The following is a 25,234-nucleotide window of genomic DNA, read 5'->3' on the forward strand; positions in this document are numbered from 1 at the left end:
TAGGAGGGGGCGAGCATGATGAGATTTATCGACAGCTTGCCCTATGCTCTTGTTGTAGCAATTTGTGCAGCGGTCGCACCTCTGCTGGGCATGCTACCCTTTGCCACCACGGAATTCCGGCCGTTGGTTGTTGTGCCCGGCATGGGGCTAGTCCTTGGATTTCTTGCAGCGATCATCATCCTGAGGAGCAAAAATCTTCGCTGATCGGCGACTGTGGACGAAATGAGGTCAGCGATACGCGCGGAAGGTGGAGGCGATAGCGGGGCAATCTGGTTGTCGACACGAGATATCCATGAAGTCGAGGATGGAAGGTTTGGAACGCACCCCGTCAGCTTCCGTGATTTCCATTTTTTGAACCGACCACAGATTACTCGAATGCTGTGGATCGATTGGCTCACCGGAATTCTGGGTTGGAGCGCGGCCTTTCTTCTTTTCGCCGATTCAAGTTTTGCGCTGACTGTGACTCTCGCTGGCTTGCTGGCAGTACATATCGCCCGGATAGCATGGCTCATACGCCAGCACAAATTGATGCTGACACTCCATCAATCCACGGTGACAATTGTAGTTGGGGGAGCCGCGGGGGCAATAGTTCTACTTCTTGCCTATCTCAGCACCGCGCTGGGCCTCGTAGGTTCGTGGCCAGTGTACCGCAACGTCAGCTTCGTACTGATGCTCCTTCCCTTTTTCTTCGTGTATGCAGACATCGCGATCGCTTCGCTTTTTCGAAAGTCCCTGAGATAAGAAAAGGAAGACTGTCATGTCATCGCTGCCTTTGCTGGATGCAGTTACAGGCGCCTACAACAAGTGGGCAACCTAGCGGACCGCCGTGAATCGTTGTCTGGGAGTTGCGCAACGAGAAGACGCGTCGGATTGCATCAATACGTACTGGGCTGAACGTGCAAGATCCAAAATGTCGCAACTCTCTTCTTCCGAAAGAGTCACCAAGAAAACGATTGCGACCAGCGTGTGCGATCCGTATCATTGCATCTCATAAGCGAAGCCTTGAAATGTTCCGAGGTTTCACGGAGCCACCTGATATGAGCCTGCGATCGTCGGTCGTCGTCACCCGCCGGTGGTTGGAATGCTTCCTACTCGGGGCGCGAATTGCGCGGGACGAAGAATACAGCTCTCAGTTCGACACCATCGCGATCGCCTACTTGCTCACTGCCCTTGCTGTCGTGGCCCTGCTGATCAGCGGTCTAGCTTTCGTTGGGCTATTCGACTCATCTCAACCGCCGCTGTCCTCTCGATTGGGAATGGTGGTCGCAATCTCAAACGCTGCGTCATTCGCGCTCATCTACGTCAGCTCGATGAGTTGGAGAGCAAATCAAAATATGCTCGACCGCCTATGCAGCAGGGCAGACGCGAGAGGTGGCAGTCGTTTGCTCAGATATCGAATTGTTGTTCCGGCGGCTCTTCTCATCTGGGGCGCGTTTTCGTTCACGCTCACCGTCGGGCTGTTCTACACGCTCGGCTCCAAACTGCTCGACGGTGTGAGTGTAGGAAATCTGCTGGCAAGTCTCGCCGCGAACATCTTGCTGCTCCAAGCGACGTTTGTTCTGCGATCTATCAGGAATGCTGCTACGGGAGGTTTTGAATGAGCGTCGTCGGTGATCTCATTGAATTTGGGCTCCAATTCGATCGGTCCTGGAACAATATGCGGGACCGGCTCTATCCGAAGGGCAACGTCCCGGTTCAGGTAGCTGACTTTTTTTCGAATTCGTCGTCACTGCTCAAGGCGCTAGTCTCTGGGGCTGCCAAAGGCACCCAGTGGGGGACAGGCGCTGCGATGGTGGACGCGATGTCTCCGCTGACGAGCGCACTGAGCGGAATAACTCTCGGGTTCAACTTCGCTGCGGATCTTCTTAGATTCAAGGATGCGATCGACAGTGGCAATCAACAGGAAGTTAACAAGGCCGCGGAAAAGCTGGTTCTCTCAGCGGTCGGAGCGTTGGTGGCGACAGCCATTGGCTCGTATGTTCTCGGCGCGGCGGGGCTTGCCTTGCTGCCTTACGCAGCGCTCGGCTATCTGGTCGGCGGTGCACTTGCGAGCATTCTGCTTCGCCTGAACAAAGATCCCATTGCTTTGGATCTAGATGGAAACGGGCTTGAGCTGTCGGCGTTCAATTCTTCGGATGTTCATTTCGACTACGGAGGCGACGGATTCAGAGAACGGACCGGTTGGGTTGCGCCGTCTGACGGAATCCTTGCTATCGACGATAATGGAAATGGCATCATCGATAACGGATTAGAGCTATTTGGTTCGCCAACACAGGATGGATTTGCCGTTCTTGAAAAGCTCGACAGTAACAATGACGGGATAATCGATGCCTTGGACAGCGAGTTTGCCAAACTCCGAGTATGGCAAGATCTGAATCAAGATGGGATCTCGGATCCCGGCGAGCTGAAAACCCTAAGTGAATTGGGAATCACGTCCATATCTCTCAATCGTCATGCAGTTAATGGATCAAACCAGGGTCATGCGATCGGATATGAAGTAGTCTTTACGCGCTCCGACGGTAGTACGAGCGTAGCGCAGACCGTTTACTTTCAGACGGATACGCAACAATCGATTCCAGATAACACGCCTGGTTTCGAGCCCAGTGCTGACGCTCTATCACTCCCGCAATTGAGCGGCTCGGGCCTCGTCAACAGCATCGCGTACAAAGTCACCAATGATGCGAGTTTCCGAGACGCGTGGGCGGCCCTTACCGATAACGCTGGGAACTTGAGCGCGATTGAGCTGCGGCACTCTTTCCAAGCGTTGCTTCTCCGCTGGGCGGGAGTTGACGGTGTAGATTCCAGCAGTAGAGGGCCCTTCGTAGATGCTCGGCATTTATCATTTCTCGAGAAGCTGTTCGGTGACAGCTATCGTGAGGTCGTGCGGGGTCAAGAAACGCGCACGTATCCAAGTACGGCAGGCTTCGGTGCGGATATTGAGCGAGCTTTTCAGCAAATCGCGGATGAACTGGAAACTCTCTTTTTAGCTCAGGTTCCGTTCAGCGTTGCTGCCCGCGGAGCGGATTCGCAGACGGTCTTAAGTAACCCCTACCTCTATTATAGCCTACTCGATCTTGGTGCGCACGGCTCCGGCGATCCGCTGGCCGACACGCCAGGAAACATCGGTATGGTTGTAGATCTGCTGATCGCAGCGTTGCCTGAGCAGTCGGGATCGGCCATCGGCTATCTTACGAAAGTGATGGCCGGCCTTTCGGGTGTTGTCGGTCTCTCATTCAGTGGAAATCAAGCGGAGTACGTGAGCTCTGTCGCACCACATTTGGATGCGATCGACGACGCCGCCGAGCGAGCCGTCGCTACCGCGATCGTGGACAAAACGGCCTTTCTCGGCACAATTGGTGCTGAAGGCATCAACGGTACGTCGGCTCAAGATGTTCTCATCGGCGGTGGCGGTGGCGATCTGCTGAGCGGCGGAGGCGGCAGCGATATCTATGTTTACAATAAGCAGGACGGCAACCTCTGGATCAGGGACGATGGCGCTACGACGGATACCGACCGCCTGGTCCTGACGGACCTGAATTCGACGGACGTGACCTTCGATCGCATCGGTGACGATCTCCTGATGCGCATCACGACGACGGGCAAGACCGTCCTCGTGGAGAGTTTCTTTGCTGGGCTGGGTATCGACGTCCTGCGTTTCGCCGATGGCACTGAGTGGGATCGCACCCAGCTCAAGAACTCCAGCATCTATCGCGGTGATGGCCACAACAACTCAATTGCGGATTCGGGGTCTGACGATGTCATTCGCGGCGCCAAGGGCGACGACTACATCAGGATCAGCGAAGGCAGCGACACGATCCTCTACAGCAAGGGAGATGGATACGACGTCGTTCACGACACCTCCGGTCAAGTCAGTGAGCGAGACACCTTTGTCCTGACCGATCTCAATCCCGGCGACGTCGAGCTCTCGCGCGTCGGCAGCCACCTGCTACTCAAGATCAAGGCGACCGGAGAATATGTCGATTTCGACAATTTCTTCCCGACCAACACCGGCGACTGGGCGACCAGCGGCCGCAACATCGACGTTCTCAAGTTCGCGGACGGAACGACCTGGAACCGCGCGCAGATTCAGCAGCAGGCCTGGTATCGCGGCACGGACAGGCTGGACAGCATCACCGGCTCCGAGCTCAACGACACGATCTACGGCGGCAAGGGGGACGACATCCTTCAGGGGTGGACCGGCAGCGACACCTACGTCTGGAAGAAGGGCGACGGTAACGACGAGATATCCGACTTCTCCTCGAAGATCGGCGATCCCAACAATGCGGATATCGATACGCTGTGGCTGCAGGACGTCTCGGCAGGCGAGGTGAGCTACTCCTACCAGGGCGGTACGCTCCTCATCATCATCAACACGACCGGCGAGATCATCCGGGTCAATGACTTCTTCTCCGGCGTCGACAGCCTGCTCGACGGCAATGCCGGCAACTGGGTGGGTATTGACCAGATCAAGTTCCAGGACGGCTCGGTCATCGACCGGGCGCAGATCACCTACAATGCCGGCCGCGACTATCTCGGCTGGGACCCCGTGGTCGTCACCATGGTCGAACAGGGTCTGATCATCTGGCAGACGTTCTGGGACGAATTCGGCCATGAAGGAAACATCGTTGCCGGAGCCTCCCCGGGCATCGACGATATCTGGAACGCCTCGAGCTATGGCGGACTGGGTGGCACGCTCGGCACGCCCGACGCGCTGCAGCCGAATCCCTTCCACGGCGGCGGCAAGAACATTCTGAATGGCGCCAATGGGGTCGACATTCTGGCCGGCGGCGGCGACCAGGACGTGCTTCACGGATGGGGGGGCAACGACGTTCTCTATGGCGACGATGTCGGCCCCTCACCGGGCGGCGGCAACGATGTGATCTACGGTGATGACGGCGACGATATAATCTACGGCGGGGGTGGTTCGGATTACCTCGATGGCTGGGTCGGGAACGATTATCTCTCCGGTGGGGATGGCAAGGACTACATTTCCGGAGGTCCGGGAGATGATATCCTTGTCGGCGGCAAAGGGGACGATGTTTTCAATGGGTGGAGCGTCGGTGGCAACGACACCTATATCTACGCAAAGGGCGACGGCAACGACCTCATCGTCGAGGACAATTCGCCCCCCGATACCGACGTCCTGATCCTGACCGACCTGACCTCCGACGAAGTTGAGCTGTCGCAATCGGTCGATGATCTCCTGATCAAGATCAAGGCGACCGGCGAGGTCATCACGGTCGCGGGTCATTTCGCCAACCGGTATGGCGGCAACAACACGGCCGGCATCGGGCTCGAATATATCCGCTTTCAGGATGTGCAGTGGGATCGCGCTCAGATCCAGCAGCATGCCTGGTTCCGTGGCACCGATGGCCGCGACATTCTGGATGGTCAGTCGACGCTGTCGAATCTCCAGCTCAACGAAACGTTTGATGCCGGCAAGGGCAACGACATCATCTACTCCGGTCGCGGCGGCGACACGTTCATCTATGCGAGCGGTGACGGCAACGATATCATCAATGACGGCTCCTGGCGCTCCGCGCTCGATCCCAATGACACGCTGAAGTTCACCGATCTCAACGCCAGCGACATCCAGCTGATGCGGTCGGGCACCGACCTGTTGGTCAAGGTCCTCGCGACCGGCGAGGTCATCACCGTGGTCTCGCAGTTCACCAGCGGTCAGGTCGATACAGGTGCAGGCATCGAGCTGATCCAATTCGCCAATGGCGAGCAATGGAATCGTTTCCAGATCCAGCAGAACGCCTGGTACCGTGGCACTGATGGCGTCGACCTCATCGACGCGCGCGAGAGCCGCTGGAACGACACGATCGAAGCCGGCAAGGGCGACGATATCATCTTCACGGGCACGCAGAGTGCCAGTGGCAGCGACACCTTCGTCTATTCGAAGGGCGACGGCAACGACACCATCTACGAAAATACCTGGCGCTCGTTCTCCTCGACCGAGACGGACGTCCTGTTCCTCAAGGACATTCAGAGCTCCGAGGTCAACCTGACCCGCTCCGGCGGTGACCTTCTGGTGCACATCCTGCCGACCAACGAGACGATTACCATCGTTGGCCAGTTTGGCGACAATACCGATACCCCGGATTCCGGCGTCGAATACATCCGCTTTGCCAATGGAGATCAGTGGAGCCGGTCGACCATCTATAGCATTGCGACTAGCAATGCGCCCTTCTTCGTGGGAACGAGCGGCAATGATGTCCTGACCGGCTCGAGCGCCAGCCAGAACTTCTATGGCGAGGCGGGCGACGACCGGATCGACGGCCAAGGCGGCAGTGATCTGCTCTATGGAGGGCTCGGCAACGATACGCTCGTGCTGAGCGTCAGCGCACCCGGTGATGTTGCTACCGTCAACGGCGGCGTGGGAACCGATACGCTCGATCTCAACGGTTTTGGGGCCGCGGTGTGGGTCGATCTCGTCACCACCGGTGCCGAGATGCGTACGACCGGCCAGAGCGATCTCGCCAGCGGGACCTGGCGTGACATGGCCCAGGTCGAGCAGGTCGAAAACATCACCGGTACTGCGTTCTCGGACCAGATCGCGGGCGATGCCGGCAACAACGTGATAGTTGGTGGCGCGGGCAATGACGTGATTGACGCGCGCTCCGGCGATGACACGGTTTCGGGCGGCAGTGGGGACGACACGCTGACCGGCGGCATGGGCAATGACAAGCTAGACGGCGGCGCTGGTGCTGACATCCTGAACGGCGGGCTTGATCGGGACACCCTGATCGGCGGCGCTGGAAACGATGTCCTGACTGGCGGCGCGGGTGGCGATGTGTTCGTGATCGGTGTCGGCGATGGATCCGATACGATCACGGATTTCGCGGCGGGAAGTGGGACCGATCACGACGTGGTGCGGTTCGATCGCGCCATGTTCGCTGATTTCGCCTCGGTCATCGCGGCCGCGGCTCAGTCTGGCAGCGATGTCGTCATCGCGCTCGGGAATGGCGACAGCCTGACCCTCCAGAATGTCGATCTTGCTGCGCTGACCGCGAACAATTTCGAATTCAGGCGGATCGGCAACGAAGCGCCCACGGGCATTGCGGTCACAGGCGGCTCCGTACAGGAGAACGCCGTGGCCGGTACGGTCGTGGCGACACTTGCGGCGGTCGATGCTGGCGATGCCGGGGCGCACACCTTCAGCATCGTCGGAACCGACGACCTGTTCGAGATCGTCGGCAACCAGATCCGTGTCAAGGCCGGCGCCGTCGTCGACTTCGAAACACAGTCCCAGCACTCGCTGACCGTCAAGGCCGTGGACGATGATGGTATGGTCGTCACGTCAACCATTGTGATCGGCATCACCGATCAGGCCGAGATTGTTGCGGGCACCTCGGGGAACGACGTTCTTACCGGCGAAGCGGGCTCCGACATCCTGGTGGGTGGCGCCGGCAATGATCTCCTGAACGGAGGCGGCGGCTCCGACGAGTATCGCTACAATTCCGGCGACGGCAGTGACCGTATCGTCGACAGCGGCGGCAGCGCCGATACCGATCGCCTGGTGTTTGGCAGCGGAATCGATCCTGCCACGATTACAGTCGGGCGGTCGTCCGCCGACAATTCGGATGTGGTGCTGCGGCTCGCGAATGGCGAGACGATCGTGCTCCAGGATCAATTGTCCGCGACGCCGGGATCCGGCCTCGAGCAGGTCAGCTTTGCCGATGGCACCGTTTGGAGCCGGTCGGATATCCTGAACCGACTGGACACCCATCTGTTCATCGGCGGCGCTGGAAGCGAAACTCTTGTCGGCTCGGGTACGGCTGACGTCTTTGTCGCGGGGGCCGGCAGCGAAACGCTGATGGGCTACGGCGGCAGCGATACCTACCGGGTGGGGGAGGGCGCCGGCAATCTCACCATTTCCGAGGATGCGGAGGACGGGACTGATCGCCTGGAGCTGACTGGACTCAATGCCTCGGATGTTACGTTCATTCAGCGAGGCGTCGACCTCATCGTCAAGAACAAGGCGAATGGTCACATCACGACCATAACCAACCAGTTCGGCTTTGCTCCGACCGGCGTCGAGCAGGTCGCGTTTGCCGATGGGACCGTATGGGACAAGACGCAGATTGCATCGCATGTGGTGCTGCCGAATGCGGCCGGCAACTATACGATCGTGGGTACTTCTGGAGACGACACTTTCCAGCCTGGCCCCGGCAACGACCTCATTGAAGGCGGCGCGGGAAGCGACACCGTCATCTATGCTTTCGGCGATGGCAGCGACACCATTAGCGATGGGTACAACTCTGCTTCTCAGGTCGACGTTCTGAAGCTTGTCGATCTGCGGCCAGGCGACGTGGTGTTCTCCAAACAAGGGGAAAATCTCACGATCGCGATCCCAAGTGCAGGCGATGTCATCACCGTCCAGGGACAATTCACGTCCGCCAACGAATACTGGGGGCTGGAGCAGATTCAGTTCTCCGATGGCACGGTCTGGGACCGCGCGGCAATCGCCGCGGCGGCGTGGATACGTGGCAGCGCCGCGGCCGAGACGCTGAACGGTTCCGTGGATCCCGACACAATCGACGGCGGAGCGGGGGCCGACACCCTCAGCGGCGGCGATGGCGGCGATACCTATATCTATCACGCTGGATCGGGCAACGACGTCATCTACGAGAGCAGCGCGGGTTCGGGCACCGATACGCTCAAGCTGGTGGGGTTGAATCCTACCGATGTCACGTTCAGTCAGGCTGGCAATGATCTGCTGATGCGTGTCACCGCGAGCGGCGAGGTGTTGACAGTCAAGGATCAATTTGACGGTGTCAGCGGCATCGAGCGCGTGGTCTTCGCAAACGGATCGAGCTGGACCCGCACCGAGCTTCTCTACAATCTGAGCGGAGCAGGCGTGTTCTTCTTCCATCCCGGAGACGGGCAGCTCACGCTTGATTCCAGCGTAGGCGTCGTCCGCATGGATGCGGCGATCGCTCCGGGCGATGTTATTCTCCAGGCCAACGGCAGCGATCTGATCGTCAAGCTGCGCAATAGCGCAGATTCCATGACGATGCGCGCGGATCTGGCCACGAACACGTGGGGCGTGTCGAGCATCTTGCACCAGTTGATCTTCAGCGACGGATCGGTGCTCGACATCGGCCGGCCCGCCGCAGGGTTGGGGCAGCCGATCACTTTTACCTGGCTCGGCAACACGGCCAACTTCAACATCACCGGGTCAACGTACGGCACGAACGTTTACGAGGCGACGCTCGGCGGCAAGTTCAACTTCGTCGATTCAAGCGCGGCCGGCGGAACCAACATCGTGAAGTTCGACAAGGGTGCGCAGAACGTCGCCGTTCAGGTGAACGGCTACAGCGGCAGCTTCGAGCTCGGGCCGCAGATCTCGGCCCAGGATGTCTACTGGCAGAGCAACCAATATGGTGACCTGATCCTCAAGATCCGGGGCGACGATGCGGACAGCATGAACGCCTGGGGCGATATGAAGGTCGTCAACGGCGCCATCACCAGCGCCATCAAGACGGTCAAATTCGCCGACGGAACCGTGCTGGACATGAGCCATGGCCCGACCGCGTTTACCTGGCTGGGCAACACGTCGAACTTCGATATCACCGGGACGACGTTCGGCACCAACGTCTACGAGGCGACCGTCGGTGGCAGGTTTACCTTTGCCGATTCAAGCGCGGTCGGCGGCACCAACCTCGTCAAGTTCGACAAGGGTGCCCAGGCCCTCAACGTTCGGGCCAACAACATCAGTGGCAGCATCGAACTGGGGCCGCAGATTGCTCTCCAGGACGTCTACTGGCAGACCAACCAGTATGGCGACCTGATCCTGAGGCTGCGGGGTGACACGACCAACAGCATCAATATCTGGGGCGATATGCAACTTGCCAACGGCGTGGTCACCAGTGCAATCAAGACCGTGAAATTCAGCGACGGCACGGTCCTGGACATGAGCCATGGTCCGTCCACATTCACTTGGATCGGGAGTGCGGCCGGCTACACGCTCACCGGCACGAATCTCGGCACCAACGTGTACGAGGTAACGGCCGGCGGCAAGGTCAACTTCGCGGATTCCGGTGCAGCTGGTGGCATCAATGTCGTGAAATTCGACAAGGGCGGCCAGGCAGTCAATGTCCAGGTTAACGGCTACAGCGGCAATCTGGAGCTGGGATCGCATATCGCGGCGTCAGAGGTCTACTGGCAAAGCAACGGCTATGGCGATCTCATAATGAGGCTACGCGGCGATGATGCCGATAGCATCAATTTCTGGGGCGATCTGCGGGTAACGAACGGCAGCCTCACCAGCACGATCAAGAATGTGAAGTTCAGCGACGGTACGGTTGTCGACATGAGCCATGGTCCGTCGAACTTCACCTGGCTGGGCAATACGTCGAACTTCACGCTTACGGGCACCACGTTCGGAACCAACATCTACGAGGTCACCGCCGCCAACGGAAAGATCAACTTCGCCGATGCCAGCGCAGTCGGCGGGATCAACATCGTGAGGTTCGACAAGGGCGATCTGGCGCTCAACGTTCAGGCCAACAATTTCAACGGCAGTCTCGAGCTCGGACCGCAGATTTCGGCCCAGGATGTCTATTGGCAGAGCAACGGCTATGGTGACCTCATACTGAGGCTTCGTGGCGATGACGCCGATAGCATCAACGTCTGGGGAGATCTGCACGTCGTGAATGGCGCCCTCACCAGCGCGATCAAGACCGTGAAGTTCAGCGACGGGACCGTTCTCGACATGAGCCATGGTCCGTCGAACTTCACCTGGCTCGGCAACACGGCGAACTTCACGCTCACCGGGACCACGTTCGGGACCAACATCTACGAGGTCACCGCCGCCAACGGCAAGATCAACTTCGCCGATGCCAGCGCGGTCGGCGGAATCAACATCGTGAGGTTCGACAAGGGCGATCAGGCGCTTAACGTCCAGGCCAACAACTTCACCGGAAATCTTGAGCTCGGTCCGAACATCCTGGCTCAGGACGTGTATTGGCAGACGAATGGTTATGGTGATCTGCTTCTGAAGCTGCGTGGCGACGATGCCGACAGCATCAATGTCTGGGGCGACCTCCACGTCACCAACGGCGTCGTCACCAGCGCAATCAAGAACGTGAAGTTCAGTGACGGGACGGTTCTGGATATGACCCAGGGACCGTCCGCGTTCACCTGGATCGGCACCGCAAACAACTACAATCTCGTTGGCAGCAACATGCGCTCGAATGTGTTCGAGATTGCCCAGGGCAACGGTGCAATCACCTTCGGCAATGCGGGCGGGGGTGGGGACGGCAACAACACGATCCGGTACGACAAGGGCGACGGGCTCGCCGACGTTCGGCTCAACAGCGGCAAAGGGGTCGTCACATTCGGCAGCAACGTCTCCGTGCAAGACGTCATCCTGGCGTCGAACAGCAACGGCGACCTGATCGTCAAGTTCCGCAACGATACGACCGACGCGATCACGATCCACAACGACCTCGTCTTCGGCGACGTCAATTCTTATGGGATCAGTGCCATCCAGTTCGTGGATGGGACCACCTGGGATTACACGTTTATCGCGTCGAACGCCTGGGTCAGGGGGACTACGGGGAATGACTCGATCGGCCTTCCCGTGAACGCGGCGACGGTCGATGCTGGCGCGGGCGATGACACGCTGAGTGTCTCGGGTAATGGTTCCGATCGCATCGTGTTCACCGCCGGCTCCGGTCACGACGTGCTGGACAACCCCGGCAACGGCTACGTGCGCAGCGACGTCCTCGATCTGACAGGGCTCCTCCCGTCCGACGTCGTGCTGTCGAGATCGGGGAATCAGCTGATTGTGAAGTTGCCCGCGACGGGAGATACGTTTACGGCGCTCTGGCAGTTCTATGGCGACGGTCTCAGTTACGGCATCGGTTCCATCAAGTTCGCGGACGGAACGGTGTGGGATCGAACGACGATCGCTACCAACGCCTGGGTCCGGGGCACCTCCGGGAATGACTCGATCACCCTTCCGGCGACCGGCGTTACTGCCGATGCGGGAGCGGGCGACGATACCCTCACGGTTTCCGGCACTGGCTCCGACCGGATCGTCTTCGCCAAGGGTTACGGGCACGATACGTTGACCAACCCCGGTTCGGGTTACAACCGGGACGACACGTTGGTGCTCAACGACATCAATCCGTGGGAAGTCCAGTTCAGCCGTAGCGGCGACGCGATGACGCTGAGCGTGCCGGCGACGGGAGACTCCTTCCGGGTGAATTTCCAGTACTGGGGAGATGGCAGTCAGATCCAGGGGCTTACGCACATTCAGTTCGCGAATGGCAGCACCTGGAACAGGTCGAACCTGGTCGATACCACCTCCACCTTCACTTGGTCCGGTAGTTCGACAAACGCGGTCCTCACCGGCAACGACTACGGTTCGAACATCTTCCAGCTCGCCGCGGGTGCGGAGTCTGCATATGGCGGCGCGAGGGCCAATGTGTATCAGGTCACGACAAGCACGGGGCAGGCGCAAATCAACCTGTCACCAGCAACGGGCTCGAAGAACGAGATTGATTTCCTCAGCGGGATCACCAACCAGAACCTGTGGTTTGAGCAGGCGGGCAATGACCTGAAGATCGATCTCCTAGGAACGAACACGAGCACCACGATCGGCAACTGGTTCGCGGGCAGCTCGGGCGCTTTGCAGGAGATCGTGGCCGGTGGCCTCAAGATCGATAGCCAAATCTCGCAGCTCGTGCAGGCGATGGCAGTCTATTCGGCCAACAACACGGGGTTTGATCCGACGAATTCCAGCAATCATACGCTACCGAGTGACACGGCGCTCAAGAACGCGATCGGAGCAGCTTGGCACGCATAGATTGAACTTGGTCGCATCTAGAATTGTTGGGACGCGACCGAGCAGGTTGAAGAGCAGGTGTTGGTGCCTTTCGCTCCAACACCTTGCCTGCGTCCCCCAGGCTCGATTAGCACTCGTTTTGGCGGCAGCCATCGCGGGGCGCTGACCCGGTGGGATCGGCAGCTTTCAGCGCAAAGCGGACCGCCGTTGATCTGCGGTGATCTTTTTGGCTGGACCTGGCTCAAACTGGACGATGATGGATTGGAGCGAGAATTGAAGCGTTTCAAGTAGTTAGGAGGCGCTGTGTGCACAACGTGTGCACCGGGAGATCAAGAAATATCTATCGAGAGCAAGCGCGGATCGTCGCTCTTTGGGTGATGTCAGATCCGCGCAAGTTTGGACGCGTTGGAGAGTCGGGCCGCAAGGGCAAGGCGCTGACGTGCGACTTGAGGGCTGATCGTGCTGCTGGCCGGCAGCGCTCAGTGTTCGGTCTACGCCGAAGAGCTCTGCCGATCACAGTGAAGAGAAAGAATGATGTCGGGGGTTCGAGTCGCTCCCCCGCTACCAAATCTACGATGTTGAGCACTTTACTCCGATTTTCCACGAACTCCTTCGCCCGATTGTAACGCTCAGGCAGCGTCGCGAGTCCGAGTGGGGTGGACGCAGCGGCGACAGGCTATCGCAGATATTGACTGAAGGGATCGAAGGGCGGCCGACGGGATGTGGACCGCAAGCGATTCTCGCGGGCCGCCACTTCGATGCAGTCCGTGCTTTGCGGACCGTCGCTCGATCACGAGGCGACATTCGGTTGGCGGAAGGCCGCTTCCATCTCGCGACGGACGCGCACGGCGAGGCTGTCCGGATCGTACTCCACATCCTCCCACTTCAGCCGTTGACCTTCTTCGATCTCGGTCTTGAGCTTGACGTGGTGGGCCAGGCCGAGCGGAAGATAGCCCTGCTTGAGCGAGGCCTCAGCCGGCGTCTGCTTGCCCCAGACGCAGAAGCCGCCTTCGCCGTCGAGCATCTCGCCGGCCTTCAGCGTGCGCTTGGCGGTCGCAACCACGTCCGAGTTGAACACGATCGGCGCGCCGGTCGGCTCCTTGCGCAGTGCCGCCGACGCAACGGAGATGCCGAGCTCGAGCCCGATCATGTGGATCGGACGGTAGAGCGAAGCATATTTGCCGGTCTTGTCCGGCAGCATGCTGTACTCGCGAAAACATTCCTCGGAATAGGCGCTGTCGGTCTCGAACACGACATAGGTGCCCATCACGAGGCTCTGTGGCACGTCGGTGCCGTCGCGATAGACGGACGAGGTGACCTCGGTGACGCCAGACTTCTCCAGCGTACCGCCGTCGGATCTCGGCTTGCAGATCTCGGCGTGCTCGAAGCGGGTGGCGGGCGGGAACGACAGGCCTTCGCTCTGCGCATGCAGGCCGGTCGCATTGCAGACCGCGGTCATCTCGATGCCCGACTTGGTGCCGTCGACGAAGGAGTTGAACATCTTTGGATTGATCGAGTTGCGATCCTTGATCTTCATGTATTTGTCGAGGATGTCCCACACCGTATCCGGCGTCGACTGGTGATAGGTCGGGTGGTAGCGCGTGCCCTTGCCGGCGGCGACGACCCTGAAGCCGGCCGCGCGCGCCCAATCGACGTGATCGGCGATCAGTGCCGGCTGGTCGCCCCAGGCCAATGAGTAGACGACGCCAGCCTGCCGCGCTTTGCGCGCCAGGATGGGGCCTGCGACCGCATCCGCCTCGACATTGACCATCACGATGTGCTTGCCGTTCTCGATCGCTTTCATCGCAAAGCGGATGCCGGCGCCGGGATCGCCGGTCGCCTCGACGATGACCTCGATCGCCGGATGGGTGATAAGGGCGTCGGCATTGTCGGTGACGATGGTACGGCCGTGCTTCAGCGCGTCGTCGATCGAGGTGGCTGCATATTGCTCTTCGGGCCAGCAGCCGAGCTTGAGCTGCGAACGGGCGCGGGCGGTGTTGAGGTCGGCGACGCCGACCAGATGCATGCCGTCGGTCTGGCGCACCTGCGACAGGAACATCAGGCCGAACTTTCCGGCCCCGATCAGCCCAATAGTAATCGGTTTGCCGGCAGCCTTGCGCTCCAGCAGCATGCGATGGAGATTCATGAGATTGTTCCTTGACGTTCCTCGGACGACGGCTGTGTCCGCCGTTTCGCGGGAAACGTTAGGCAGCGGCGAATCCGAGGGCAATTCAGATTATCTGCCGCGACGATGTAGACACGCTAAACTATTCGCTCGTGCCAACTGTCGCGCTCCTTGCGCAGCCAGTCGAGGAAGGTGCGGGTCTTGCGGTGGCGCAGATGGCCGTGCGGGCAGACGATCCACTGCGTGGTCAGCGCGATAGCCGGCGGATCCTTCACCGGACAGACCAGGCGGCCGTCGCGCAATTCGCGCCAGGCCAACAGCTCGCTTTCCAGCCCGATGCCGAGCCCGTCAACAGCGGCGTCGATCGCCATGTGGCTACGGTCGAACAGCACGCGCTTCCAGCGCTCGGTCGGCTCGATGCCGGCCTCCGTGAACCAGCGCGGCCACTGCATCTGCGATTTCACCGAATGGATCAGCCGGTGCTTGAGCAGGTCGGCGGCGGAAAGGCTGCCCGCCGCAAAAGACGACGGCGCGCACAGTGGAAAGAATCGCTCCTTGCCGAGGCTCTCGACGAACAGGCCCGGCCAGCCGCCTTCACCGTGGCGGATCTCGAGGTCGACATTTTCCTTGTGGAAGTCGGTCGGCTCATTGGTGCCGTCGAGTCGCAACTCGATATCCGGGTTGGCGTCAACGAAGCTCGCGAGCCGCGGCAACAGCCATTTGCTCGACACGCTGGGGGCTGCGCGCACCGTCAATGTGGTGGCGGAGCGGATGCCGCGGACATGCTGCGTCACGTCGGTGACGTGCTCGATCTCGCGGCTGATCATCTCGAAATAGCGCTCGCCGGCTTCGGTCAGGGTGATGTTGCGCCCGATCCGCGAGGTCAGCGCGGTGCCGAGATGCAGCTCCAGCGCCTGGATCTGCTGGCTGACCGCCGAGGGCGTCACCCGCAATTCGTCCGCCGCGCGGGAAATCGAACCCGCGCGCGCCACCGCGTGGAAGACGATGATGGCGCGGAAGGGTATCTGCATCAGGAAACCTTTTAGGCCAGCTAAAGTGACGGCGAATATAATTCAATTGTCGCGCATGACCAGCGATCTAGGCTTCACCCTCAAGGCAACCCGCGACAGACGGGGCTGACGAGGAAACAGGACGGCGCTGGCCGCCGATCCGCCCGGGGGGAAGGAACACAAGGCTTAGAGCCCTTTCACCAGACAACCCATTCGATGACACCGCCGCAGCAAGTCCTGCGGACGCGGCACTGAACACGCGCGCCAAAAGGCGCCGCACCAGGGGAGAACGACCGATGCCGGGCAAGCGCCATACGATCTCACGCCGCAGTTTCATGGTTGCTGCCGCGGCCGTCCCTCTGGTCGCGATCCGCACAAGGCCGGCACATGCGGCGGAATTCGAGTACAAGCTCGCCACCGGCCAGTCGCTGACGCAACCGATCAACACGCGGCTCGATCAGGCCGTGAAGCGGATCAAGGAGGCGAGTGGCGGGCGGCTGGAGATCAAGTTCTTTCCGGCCTCGCAGCTCGGCTCGGACACCGACCTGCTGACGCAGATTCGCAGTGGCGGAGTCGATTTCCTTAATATCGCCGGCTCCGTGCTGTCGACGGTGGCGCCGGTCGCCGGCATCGCCAATGTCGGCTTCGCCTTCTCCGACTACAGCCAGGTCTGGACTGCGATGGACGGCGATCTTGGCAAGCTGATCGCGGCGCAGATCGAGAAGACCGGCGCGCTTGTGATGGCCAAGCCGGCCGACAACACGTTCCGGCAGATCTCGTCGTTTGCAAAACCGATCAAGACGCCGGCCGATCTCGCCGGTTATCGGATCCGCGTGCCGGTGTCGCCGATCTTCACCTCGCTGTTCAAGTCGCTCGGCGCCAATCCGACCTCGATCAACTTCAACGAATTGTACACGGCGCTGCAGACCCATCTGGTCGACGGACAGGAGAATGGCCTCGTGACCATCGAGGCCGGCAAGATCTACGAGGTGCAGAAGTACATCTCCGAGACCAACCACATCTGGGATCCGTTCTTCATCCTCGGCAACCGCCGCTCGGTGAAGGCGCTGCCCGACGATCTGCAGGCGCTGGTCCGCAAGGAATTCGACCAGGCTGCGATGGAGCAGCGCGCTGACACGGCAAAGCTCAATCTGACGCTGAAGGACCAACTGATCGCCAAGGGCATCACCTTCGAAGCATCGGACAAGGAGGCGTTCCGCAAGGGTCTCTCCGCCGCCGGCTTCTACAAGGAATGGCGCGGCAAGTTCGGCGAGGACAATTGGAAGATTCTGGAGGCCGCGGCCGGGGCGCTGGCATGAGCGCGGCCATCGGCATGCCGGAGACGGTGGCGCTCGGCGAGGCAGCTTCCTTGCGGGGACGCTGGCTGGAGCAGGGGCTGCGCTGGCTGGTCGAGATCCCGGCCGCGATCGCGGTGGTCGCAGAGGTCATCATCCTGTTCGCCGGTATCGTCGCGCGCGGCATCTTCCACCGGCCGATCATCTGGTCGGACGAGCTCGCGTCAATCCTGTTCCTGTGGCTGGCGATGCTGGGCAGCGCGATCGCCGTGCAGCGCTCGGCGCATATGCGCCTGACCTTCTTCACGTCGTATCTGTCGCCGCGCGCCGAGGCCTTCACCTCGACGCTTGCTGCCGGGGCCGTCGCGCTGTTCCTTGCGATCATCCTGCATCCCGCACTGGAGTATGTGGAGGACCAGGCTTTCGTCGAGACGCCAGCGCTCGGCTGGTCGGGCATGGTCCGCGCTGCGGCGATCCCGGTCGGCTGTATCATCGCGCTGGCCAGCATCTGCCTGACGCTGGTCAAGCGTTCGGCGGGAGATTTGCTGGCCGTTGCGCTGCTGTTTGCTGCGGTCGCTGGTGCGCTCTATCTCGCGGGGCCGTCGCTGAAGCCGCTCGGCAACTGGAACTTGCTGATCTTCTTCGTCGGCCTGCTTGCCTGCGCCGTGATGGCTGGCGTTCCCATCGCATTTTCCTTCTGTCTTGCGACCGTGGCCTTCCTGCTCACGACAACGAGGACGCCACTGCTCGTCGTTGTCGGGCGGATCGACGAAGGCATGAGCTCGCTGATCCTGCTCGCGGTGCCACTATTCGTGTTGCTGGGACAGTTGGTCGAGCAGACCGGCATGGCGCGGGTGATGGTCGCGTTCCTGGCATCGGTGCTCGGCCACGTCCGCGGCGGGCTGTCCTATGTGATGCTCGGTGCGATGCTGCTGGTCTCTGGCATCTCCGGCTCGAAAACCGCCGACATGGCGGCGATCGCGCCGGTGCTGTTTCCCGAGATGCGCAAGCGCGGGATGAAGGATGGCGAGCTGGTATCGCTGCTGGCCGCGTCCGGGGCGATGAGCGAGACCATTCCGCCATCGATCGTGCTGATCGCGATCGCCTCCGTCACCGGCGTGTCGATCGCCGCGCTGTTCACCGCCGGCATCCTGCCCGGAATCGTGCTGGCAATCGTGCTCGCCTTCGTTGCTCGCTACCGGGCGGGTGCCGAGGAGAATGCCGCGGTCAAGGTCGCACGGGCGCCGATGTCTGTCATGGCGAAGACGTTCTGGGCGGCGTTGCCGGCGCTGGCGCTGCCGTTCCTGATCCGCAGCGCGGTGGTCGAGGGCTATGCGACCGCGACCGAAGTCTCGACAATCGGCATTGCCTATTGCCTCGTGCTCGGCCTGATCATCTATCGCGGCAGCCTGAGTTGGAAGAACGTGCTGCCGATGTTGGTGCAGACCGCTTCGCTTTCCGGCTCGATCCTGTTCATCGTGGGAGCAGCGAGTGCGATGGCCTGGGCGCTGGCGCAGTCCGGTTTCTCGCATGAACTGGCCGCGCGCATGGCCGGCGTGCCCGGCGGCGCCTGGGGCTTCCTCTTGATCTCGGTGGTCGCCTTCATCGTGCTCGGCAGCGTGCTGGAGGGGATTCCGGCGATCGTGCTGTTCGGGCCGCTGCTGTTCCCGGTGGCAGCAACGTTCGGCATCAATGAGGTGCACTATGCGATGGTGGTGATCCTGGCGATGGGCCTCGGCCTGTTCGCGCCGCCGTTCGGCCTTTGCTATTACGCGGCCTGCATCATCGGCGGCGTGCCGCCGGATGCCGGCCTGCGCCGCATCTGGATCTATCTCGCCTGGCTCTTCATCGGCTTGTTGCTGATCACGTTCGTGCCTTGGATATCCTTGGTATTTCTATGAGCGGTCATGGGCGCGAATATCTGAGGCGAAGACAGTATCGCGGGTTCGGCCGGTGGGAAAGGCGGTAGCACTCCCCCGCTACCAATTCTACGATTTCCTACGCTATTCCACGATTTCCCAACGCCTTGTCTCAGCTTCCCGCCATTGCATTCGTCAGACGGCGACACGTAGGCGCGTAGTGCGCAGGGCGTAATTGCTGCTCTTCGCCGATTCTACCTGATTTTGATGTTCCCACCCGATCAGCGATCGCGCAGCTTGGGATCCAGGGCATCGCGCAGCGCGTCGCCGAACAGACTGAAGCCGAAAACGGTGAGCGCGATCGCTAGGCCTGGAAAGATAGCGATCCATGGCGCCGTCGAGGCGTATTCCTCGGCGCCTCCCTGCAACATCAGGCCCCATGCTGCCGTCGGCTCCTGCACGCCAAGCCCAAGATAGGATAGCGATGCCTCCGCCAGGATCGCCTGGCCGACGAATGCGGTCAGCATGATCAGAAACGGCGCAAGCACATTCGGCACCATGTGGCGAAGTATGATGCGCGTGTGGCCGAAGCCGCAGGCGCGCGCAGCATCGATATAAGGCACCTCCCGGATCGCAAGCGCGCTCGAGCGCACGACCCGCGCGCAACGGGGGATGAGCGGAATTGTGATCGCCACGATCACGTTGTAGACGCCGCTGCCGAAGATGGCGATGACGGCGAGCGCCATGATGATCAGTGGGAAGGCCATTACCACATCCATGACGCGCTGCAGGACGAGGTCGAGGCGGCCGCCGAAATAGGCGCTTGCCACGCCAAGCACGAGGCCGGCGCCGCCCCCAATGATCGCGCACGAGAATCCCACGATCAAGGCGGTGCGCGCGCCGAACACGATGCGGGAGAACAGGTCGCGGCCAAACTGATCGGTGCCCATGAGGTGCGCCCAGCTCGGCGGTTCCGTCATGGCGGCGAAATCGTTCGACGTTGGATTGTAGGGGGCGATCCACTCGGCCGAGAGGCCTGCGACCGCCATGACCAGCACCAGCACCAGGCCGACCGTGCCGAGCGGCTGGCGGCGGCAAAAGCCGATGATGCCTTCGCGCGACGGGCGCGGGCTCTCCGCCGCGGTGTCGACGGCGGAAGCGCAGGGCGGCGTGAGATCGACCATCGTGCGAGCTCCCACTCTTTAGCCGTAGCGGATGCGCGGATCGAGCCACGCATAGAGCAGATCGACCACGAGATTTGCGAACACGAAGACTGCGACCGTGAGCATGACGAGAGCCTGCGTCAGCGTATAGTCCTGATTCTGGACGGCCAGCACGAACAGGCGGCCGACGCCATTGAGGTTGAACACCTGCTCGGTCACCACGAGGCCGCCGATCAGGAAGGCGAACTCGATGCCGATCAGGGTCACGACCGGCAGCAGCGCGTTCTTGAGCGCGTGCCGGTTGATGATGAGCCGTTCGAGCAGACCCTTCGCGCGGGCGGTCCGGATATAATCCTCGCGCAGCACCTCCAGCATCGCCGAACGCGTCATCCGCATGGTGACAGCGGCGTAGCGGTAGCCGACGGTAACCGCCGGCAGAATCACCATCGACAGGTTGCGAAGTGGATCCTGCCAGAACGGGACGTAGTCGATCGGGGGCATCCAGGGCGTGCCGAATACTGCATGCGAGATGTCGAGAACGGCCAGGATGGCGACGATCCCCAGCCAGAACGACGGCGTCGCGATGCCTGCGATGGCGGTCGTGCGGACCACATGGTCGATCCAGCTGTTCTGCTTCAATGCCGAGATGGTCCCGAGCGGGACTGCGATGGCGATGGCAACCACGGTTGCCATCACGGCGATCTCGAGCGAGATCGGCAAGCGCGCTGCGATCTCTTCGGCGACGGGCTTGCCCGACCACATCGAGGTGCCGAAGTCGAGGCGAAAGAAGCCCCACACAAAGTCCAGGAACTGTAGAATTAGCGGACGATCGAGTCCGAGCTCGGCGTGGCAAAGCGCCACGGCGCGCGGGTCGACGCTTCCGCCACCGGAGCTGAGTCGGACCTCGCAGATGTCTCCTGGAATGAGGCGCATCAGCACGAACACGAGCGCCGCCGCTCCGACCAACGTCGGGATCACGAGAAGCACCCGGTTCACGATATACCGGTACATCCTGAGCGTCCGATCCTGACCGCACCGCGATGCCAGTCAGCGGTTGCGGACCGGTATCGCGGCATGGCGCAGCCTATTTGTCGAGCCACACGTTGGCCAAATCCTGATTGAGGTAATGGCTCGGACTGATCTTCCAGCCCTTCACATACGACCGGGCGGGGATGATGCGATTCCACCACGGCGTCATCAGCATGTGAACCTGGGTGTCGAGAACGTATTTTTCGAACTCGCGGATCATCGATCGCTGCTTGACGGTATCGGTCTCGTGAAGCAGCGCCTGATAGAGGGCAATCTCCTTCTCGTCGTCATAGTTGCCGTAGTTCTCGGCATAGACCGAGTGCGGCAAGAACTTGCCGATGTCCATGAGCGGGTTCACGACGCTCTGACAGTTGAAGTCCACGGTCACATCGAAGGTGCCATGACGCAGCGCGTCGAAGAACGGACCGGTCGGCAGCACGCGCTGCGTGACCTGCAATCCAACCTTGCTCCACTCGTCGATTAGCCAGGTGGCGACATACTTGTAGGGCTGGTCGACGTTTCGGTTCATCAGCTCGAATTTGAGTCCCTCGGCCCCTGCCTCCTTGAGCAGGCGCTTGGCCTCCTCGCGCGATTTCCCGATATCCGGCCAGAACCCGGCTAACGTCTGCAGCTCCTCCTTGGTCGCCGCCAGCGGCGATCCCGGAAACACGATGCCGGCTACCGTATGCACGGTGGCGATCTTGGCGAGCGCCGGCGCGCCGTGCCAGCTGTCGATCGCCAGCGCAAGCGCCCGGCGGACCCGCACGTCGTCGAACGGCTTCCGCTTGTGGTTGGGGGTCACCAGGTTGCCGCAGTTCCAATCGCTGGTCTGAACGGTGATCTGGTCGCCGAGCTCGCGCACGAGCTCGTCGCGGGCTGAGGGCGGCAGGCCGCGGAACTCGACCGCGGCGCGGTCGGCGCGGATCGCATCGACCCGCACGGCCTGCTTGGCCGCGAAGATGCCGATGAATCCGTCGAGATAAGGCCGTCCTTTGTGATAATAGTCGGGATTGCGCACCCCCTTGATCGACTGGCCGATCTCGTAGCCGGCGAACTTGAACGGGCCGGAGCCCATAATGTTCTTCTCGAACCAGCGCGGATCCTTGTCGAGGATCTCCTTCTTGTAGATCCAAGCAAAGGGATCGGCGAGCGAGGGCAGAAAAGCGTTGGTCGCGAACTTCAGCCGGAACACCACGGTCGTCGCATCCGACGCCTCGACCTTGTCGACCATGATGAAGTAGCTCTCGCGTGCGCTCGACATGCCCTCGCGGGGATGTATGATCTCCTGCCAGCTCGCCGCAACGTCCGCGGCGGTGAGCGGCGAGCCGTCGTGGAATGTCACGCCCTCCCGGATCTTGAAGGTGTAGGTCTTCCCTCCGTCGGTCGGCGTCGGCATTTCGGTGCAAAGATCACAGACGAAATCGGTGGTCGACGACGGGTTGTCCGGGTTAATCCTGATAAGCACGCTGTAGAATGGCGCAACCGCGTGCACGGTCGCATAGGTGGTCTCGCGGTGGCCGTCGAAACTCGGCGGAGCGTCCGCCGGGATCATGAAAGTGAGTATCCCTCCGCGCTTCGGGGTGTCGGCAGCTGCCGGAGCGGCCGCGTTCGTGAGAGGCGCGATGCAAAGAGCAGCGCCAAGACCGGCTGCCGCCAATAATGTCCTGATCATTTGCCTCCTCCTTTTCCTTCCTTCCTTGTTATTGGGGATGGATTGGTTATTGGGATCAATGCTTAGAGCCACCTCTCAATCGGGTGTCCGGCGAAGCGTGCGGCGGTCCTTCGTGGAAAGCGCCACAGCTCGACCGAATCTAACGCACCTCGCTGCAGGCCACCCAGTGGCCGGGTCGCACCTCCCGCAGCTCAGGGCGGACCCGGCTGCAGCTTTGGACCGCGATCGGGCAGCGCGGATGAAACGCGCAGCCCGAGGGCGGATTGATCGGGCTCGGCACCTCTCCCTTCACGGGGCGCAACCTGCGACCGGCCTCGACGCTTGGATCCGGCACCGGCACGGCGTCGAGAAGCGCCCGGGTGTAGGGATGCAGCGCGTTGTCGAACAGCTCGTCGCAATCCGCGAGTTCGACAATGCGGCCGAGATACATCACCGCGACGCGCTGGCAGAGATGCCGCACCAGGGAGAGATCGTGTGCGATGAACAGATAGGTGAGGCGGAAGCGCTCGCGCAGATCCTCGAGCAGGTTGACGATCTGCGCCTGGATCGACACGTCGAGGGCGGATACGGCCTCATCGCAGACGATGAATTCGGGATTGAGCGCGAGCGCGCGCGCGATCCCGACGCGCTGGCGCTGGCCGCCTGACATCTCGTGCGGGTAGCGATCGGCAAAATTCGGACTGAGGCCGCAGATCGCGAGCAGCTCGCGCACCCGGGCCGCGCGGCGGGCCGCATCGAGCTCGATGGCATGGACCTTCATCGGCTCGGCGATGATGTCGCCGACCCTCATGCGCGGATTGAGCGAGCTGTATGGATCCTGGAAGATGACCTGGATGCGGCGCCGCAGCGCCCGGAGCTGCTTGTAGCCGAGCTTGGTGAGGTCGACGCCGTCATAGAGGATCTCGCCGGCGGTCGGCCGTTCGAGCAGCAGGATGCACCGGCCGGTCGTCGTCTTGCCGCAACCACTCTCGCCCACCAGCCCCAGCGTCTCCCCCCGGCGAAGCGTGAAATCGACGCCGTCGACCGCGCGCACCTCGCCGGCCGCGCGGAGCGCGAGGACGCCCTCGGTGACCGGGAACAGCTTCTGCAGCCCCTTCACCTCGAGGAGCGTCGGAGCGTGGGTTACGGGCGTCCTCATGCCACCGTTCCTGCCGCGGCGACGATCTCCTCGCTGCGCAGGCACGCCGCAAGGTGGCTGGCTGGCCCTGCCTGCTCAAGCGGCGGCCGCACCTGAGCGCAGGCGTCCACCGCGAAGCGGCAACGCGGGCGGAATGCGCAGCCTTGGTCGAGGCGCGTGAGCTCGGGGGGCTGGCCGTTCACCGGGTCGAGGCGCGCCTGGCGCGGACGATCGAGCCGAGGCACCGACCGCAGCAATGCCATCGTGTAAGGATGGCGCGGGTGGTGGTAGATCGCCGCTGCCAGGCCGCTCTCGACGATGCGCCCGGCATACATGACGTTGACCCGCTTGGCGTAGCGCGCCACCACGCCGAGATTGTGCGTGATAATGATGAGCGCCACGTTGAGTCGGCGCGTCAGGCCGTTCATAAGCTCCAGGATCTGCGCTTGGATGGTCACGTCGAGCGCAGTCGTCGGCTCGTCCGCGATAATGAGCTTGGGATCACAGGCGATCGCGATCGCGATCATGACGCGCTGGCGCATGCCACCCGAGAGCTGGTGCGGATACTGCTTGAGGCGGCGGGCCGGATCGGCGATGCCGACCAGGCCGAGGAGCTCGATGGCGCGCTTGTACGCCGCAGCGGAATCGGCACGGCGGTGCTGCTCAAGCGTCTCGGTGATCTGCCGGCCGATGGTGAGAACGGGATTCAATGATGTCATCGGCTCCTGGAAGATCATGCCGATGTCGCCGCCGCGCACCTCACGCATTTGCGTGTCCGAGAGCTGCATGAGGTCGCGGCCGTCGAACAGAATCTCTCCTCGCGTGATCCGCCCAGGCGGATCGGGGATCAGGCGCAGAATTGACAGCGCCCCGACGGACTTGCCCGACCCGCTCTCGCCGACGATCGCGACTGTCTCGCCCTGCTCGACGGTATAAGAAACCCCGTCGACGGCTCGTACAACGCCCGCGCCGGTCCGGAACTCGGTATGCAAATCCTTGATCTGCAGGAGCGGCGCCAAGACACCCTCCCGATTTTCTCTGCGAGCTATTCTAGCAGCCACCCCAAGGACTTGCCACATTGGTAGTGTCGCAGGACCTTTGCGTGCAATGCCGCAGACAGGTTGAATCGTCGTCCTGACGCCGTGCCGCAACAACTTCGAGC

13 protein-coding genes are annotated in these 25,234 nt (G+C 61.4%); 6 read left to right on the forward strand and 7 right to left on the reverse strand.

The window, feature by feature from the left end:
* The first annotated feature begins 15 nt into the window (after positions 1-15).
* The 4 genes from AYJ54_RS48970 (at position 16) to AYJ54_RS06370 (ending at position 12,823) form a co-directional block, all read left to right on the forward strand.
* Entirely contained in the window at positions 16-204 is a 189-nt protein-coding gene (locus AYJ54_RS48970; protein WP_136623481.1) for a hypothetical protein, read from the forward strand.
* 171 nt (positions 205-375) lie between these two features.
* On the forward strand, positions 376-741 hold the full coding sequence (locus tag AYJ54_RS06360) for a hypothetical protein (protein ID WP_063697482.1): 366 nt from the start codon (positions 376-378) through the stop codon (positions 739-741).
* 296 nt (positions 742-1,037) lie between these two features.
* Complete coding sequence (locus AYJ54_RS06365; protein ID WP_136623482.1) at positions 1,038-1,601, forward strand: hypothetical protein; 564 nt, start codon at positions 1,038-1,040, stop codon at positions 1,599-1,601.
* Positions 1,598-12,823, forward strand: coding sequence for a calcium-binding protein (locus tag AYJ54_RS06370; protein WP_082905498.1), 11,226 nt, complete (start codon positions 1,598-1,600; stop codon positions 12,821-12,823). Before AYJ54_RS06365 ends, AYJ54_RS06370 begins: the two co-directional genes overlap by 4 nt.
* 769 nt (positions 12,824-13,592) lie before the next feature.
* On the opposite strand, the gene AYJ54_RS06375 is transcribed toward AYJ54_RS06370, so the two are convergent.
* Positions 13,593-14,948 carry an NAD(P)H-dependent oxidoreductase gene (locus AYJ54_RS06375; RefSeq protein ID WP_063697491.1) on the reverse strand — a complete coding sequence of 452 codons (1,356 nt, stop codon included), beginning with the start codon at positions 14,946-14,948 and terminating at the stop codon, positions 13,593-13,595.
* A gap of 116 nt (positions 14,949-15,064) precedes the next feature.
* Positions 15,065-15,958, reverse strand: a complete 894-nt coding sequence (locus tag AYJ54_RS06380) for a LysR substrate-binding domain-containing protein (protein WP_063697494.1) — start codon at positions 15,956-15,958, stop codon at positions 15,065-15,067.
* A gap of 275 nt (positions 15,959-16,233) precedes the next feature.
* On the opposite strand from AYJ54_RS06380, the gene AYJ54_RS06385 reads away from it, so the two are divergent.
* A complete protein-coding gene (locus AYJ54_RS06385) occupies positions 16,234-17,256 on the forward strand; it encodes a TRAP transporter substrate-binding protein (protein WP_063697497.1) in 1,023 nt (340 codons plus the stop codon).
* On the forward strand, positions 17,253-19,133 hold the full coding sequence (locus AYJ54_RS06390; protein WP_063697500.1) for a TRAP transporter large permease: 1,881 nt from the start codon (positions 17,253-17,255) through the stop codon (positions 19,131-19,133). Before AYJ54_RS06385 ends, AYJ54_RS06390 begins: the two co-directional genes overlap by 4 nt.
* Positions 19,134-19,372: 239 nt before the next feature.
* Here AYJ54_RS06390 and AYJ54_RS06395 read toward each other — a convergent pair whose 3' ends face one another.
* The 5 genes from AYJ54_RS06395 to AYJ54_RS50445 form a co-directional block, all read right to left on the reverse strand.
* On the reverse strand, positions 19,373-20,275 hold the full coding sequence (locus tag AYJ54_RS06395) for an ABC transporter permease (protein WP_082905499.1): 903 nt from the start codon (positions 20,273-20,275) through the stop codon (positions 19,373-19,375).
* A gap of 18 nt (positions 20,276-20,293) precedes the next feature.
* Positions 20,294-21,265, reverse strand: coding sequence for an ABC transporter permease (locus tag AYJ54_RS06400; RefSeq protein ID WP_063697502.1), 972 nt, complete (start codon positions 21,263-21,265; stop codon positions 20,294-20,296).
* A 73-nt stretch (positions 21,266-21,338) separates the two neighbouring features.
* Positions 21,339-22,835, reverse strand: coding sequence for an ABC transporter substrate-binding protein (locus AYJ54_RS06405; protein WP_161491807.1), 1,497 nt, complete (start codon positions 22,833-22,835; stop codon positions 21,339-21,341).
* Between the two features lie 259 nt (positions 22,836-23,094).
* Positions 23,095-24,093 (reverse strand): ABC transporter ATP-binding protein, encoded by a 999-nt coding sequence (locus AYJ54_RS50440; RefSeq protein WP_063697508.1) that lies wholly within the window; start codon positions 24,091-24,093, stop codon positions 23,095-23,097.
* Positions 24,090-25,091, reverse strand: a complete 1,002-nt coding sequence (locus tag AYJ54_RS50445; RefSeq protein ID WP_063697510.1) for an ABC transporter ATP-binding protein — start codon at positions 25,089-25,091, stop codon at positions 24,090-24,092. Before AYJ54_RS50445 ends, AYJ54_RS50440 begins: the two co-directional genes overlap by 4 nt.
* Positions 25,092-25,234 lie beyond the last annotated feature (143 nt).

The organism is Bradyrhizobium centrolobii (assembly GCF_001641635.1).
Lineage (GTDB): Bacteria > Pseudomonadota > Alphaproteobacteria > Rhizobiales > Xanthobacteraceae > Bradyrhizobium > Bradyrhizobium centrolobii.